Genomic DNA, 1,480 nt, shown 5'->3' with positions numbered 1-1,480 from the left:
CAGCCGCTCTCCGGCCGGGCCAGGCTTGAGATATTCGGGCTGCACGTCCTTTTCAGCCAGACCGTAAGCGCCAAGCACAAGTCGCGCATCGACGATGGTGCCGGAGCCCGGCTCGTCAAGAGAGACGCGTTTGCCCTTGAGATCCGCCACCGACTTAATGCCGGCGTCGGCACGCGCGACCAAATGGATCGTCTCGGGATAAAGCGTCGCGATGAGGCGCAGGTCGTCAACCTTGGGCTTGCCCTCATAGAGGCCGGTGCCCGAATGCGCCCAGTAGGCGACGTCGGATTGCGTGAAGCCCGATTCGGACGCGCCCGACTGGATGGCGCTGATGTTGGCCACCGAACCGTTGGAGGACGTGGCGGTGGCGACCAAGCCTTCGACGCCGGCCGCCCCGGTTGCCGAGATGGCGTTGGCGATCAGGCCGCCCACCGGATAGTAGGTGCCGGACGTTCCGCCCGTGCCGATGCGGAAAAACGCCTGCTGCGCGCGTGCCGGCGAAAATCCGGCCGCAGCCAAAGCCAGAGCGCCCGCGCCTATGGAAAAGGTGCGGCGGTTGATCGAAATAGTCATGCTACCTCCCAGTCTAAAAACCGGCAGGATGTTGCAGCGGCCAAGGTGTTGTCAACCTGTACACGCTTTTTGAGAGCGGATCGGTCCTCGCGGGCTGGCCGTGGCGCATCCTCAATAGGTGCAAATTTTGAAGAAGCACCAAAATTCGATCTGAGCCTTTATCATTGGTTGAACGGCAGTAGTTCGCATCCTTGCGCCAAAAGCTGCCTGTCTGAATTCGGCCCAAAAGCAGCCATTCACCTTAACCCGCCCCTATCTCTCCCTCCACAACCCTCAAATAAGCCGTCGCCTTGCCCCCTCCGGCATCTGCAGGATGGTCAAGAGCGTCGTCAGCACGGTCAGGATCAGGGCGCCGAGGATGGTGCCGGTGTAGACACCGCGGCCCCCGAAGATCGAGGTGCCGCCAATGACGGCGGCCACCCCGGCGCCTTCCGCCCGGAAGGCGCGGCAGTCTATGGATACTTGGTCGGCGGTACGGCAGGGTTCAAATCGCCCTGCAGTTCCTTCGGCAGCGGCAGGCTTGAGCATTGCAGGTGCACTTCGCGGGCGAACAGCTTTCGTTGCTTCTGCTCATGCTCCTTGATGGCTGCTACGAGCCCCAGCGAGTATGGACCAAGCAGGACGCCGAAACCCCATCCCGGATGCTCTTTCTCGCGAGCCTCGTAATCCGAAGCCGCCCTGCGGGCCTGCTGGCATGCCGGGGAGGCCCATTTCTGGTCCTGCTGCGAAAGCGACGCCTCATAGTCGACCGGGGAGGTCGCGCACCCAGCCACTGCCGCAGTCAATGCGAGGCAGATTGCGTTTCTCATCCGAAGCCTCTCCTAAGCCTTGTGAAGGGCCTGCATAGACCTGTTCATCCCACAAGGCGATAGCTGCGGTCAGGTGCCCTCCCCACCCTCCGCAACCC

General features: G+C 62.5%; 3 protein-coding genes. All 3 read right to left on the bottom strand.

Features of this window, described 5'->3' with window-relative positions:
* A partial coding sequence (locus EN991_RS35920; RefSeq protein WP_127370501.1) for a TAXI family TRAP transporter solute-binding subunit occupies positions 1-573 on the bottom strand: 573 nt, incomplete at its 3' end.
* Between the two features lie 273 nt (positions 574-846).
* Positions 847-993 carry a hypothetical protein gene (locus EN991_RS35915; protein ID WP_263499075.1) on the bottom strand — a complete coding sequence of 49 codons (147 nt, stop codon included), beginning with the start codon at positions 991-993 and terminating at the stop codon, positions 847-849.
* Between the two features lie 32 nt (positions 994-1,025).
* Complete coding sequence (locus EN991_RS35910; protein WP_127370500.1) at positions 1,026-1,382, bottom strand: hypothetical protein; 357 nt, start codon at positions 1,380-1,382, stop codon at positions 1,026-1,028.
* Positions 1,383-1,480: the final 98 nt, after the last annotated feature.

The sequence above is a fragment of the Mesorhizobium sp. M7A.F.Ca.US.005.03.2.1 genome (assembly GCF_003997795.1).
In the GTDB taxonomy this organism is placed as follows: domain Bacteria; phylum Pseudomonadota; class Alphaproteobacteria; order Rhizobiales; family Rhizobiaceae; genus Mesorhizobium; species Mesorhizobium ciceri.
This window is presented reverse-complemented; position numbering and strand designations above follow the sequence as displayed.

Excerpts from the sequence above, each read along its gene's own strand:
- EN991_RS35910 (WP_127370500.1), bottom strand. The coding sequence starts at position 1,382 with ATGAGAAACGCAATCTGCCTCGCATTGACTGCGGCAGTGGCTGGGTGC.